Consider the following 560-nt stretch of genomic DNA (forward strand, 5'->3'; position numbering starts at 1 on the left):
ATTAGATACAATCTTAAAATCTTCTTTTATATCATCTATAATGATATTGCTTTGTTTTATTTTTAAAGAAGTTTCATTGTTAAAATTTGTATTTTTTATTATAGTATCTGTATTTTCTTTTGTATTGTTTTCTTGATTTGAATTTAAAGAAAGTTCTTTGAAATTTATACTTTCTTTTGTATTACTTTTTTGATTTAAGTTTTTATTTATTTCTTTATTTTCATTTTTATTGATTGTTTTATCTTTGTTATTTAATTCTTCATTGATAATAAAAGAACTCATATAAGTTTGATAAGCATGTTCTAAATCTTTAAAACCAAGTCTTTTAAATTCATCAATACTTTTATAAAGTTCTTTTCTTGCATTTAAGTAAGTATCATTTAGTTTGTTTTTATGAGAGATAAAGATAGTATAAAAACTAGAGTTAAATTCTAATTCTTTTATTGTGTTTTCATCAAATAAAGCTTGCTTATCTTTATCATATAAAACATAATCTTCACAAAAATATAAAGCTTTTAATAAATAGGGTTTTGAATCGATGTTGATGTTGTTGATATCTT

1 protein-coding gene is annotated in these 560 nt (G+C 19.5%); it reads right to left on the reverse strand.

Annotation, left to right across the window (positions count from 1 at the left end; all coding sequences use genetic code 11):
* A partial coding sequence (locus tag L8W69_RS09265) for a hypothetical protein (RefSeq protein ID WP_263667001.1) occupies positions 1-560 on the reverse strand: 560 nt, incomplete at both ends.

Source organism: Campylobacter sp. CNRCH_2016_3089 (genome assembly GCF_025772505.1).
Taxonomy (GTDB): Bacteria; Campylobacterota; Campylobacteria; order Campylobacterales; family Campylobacteraceae; genus Campylobacter_D; species Campylobacter_D lari_D.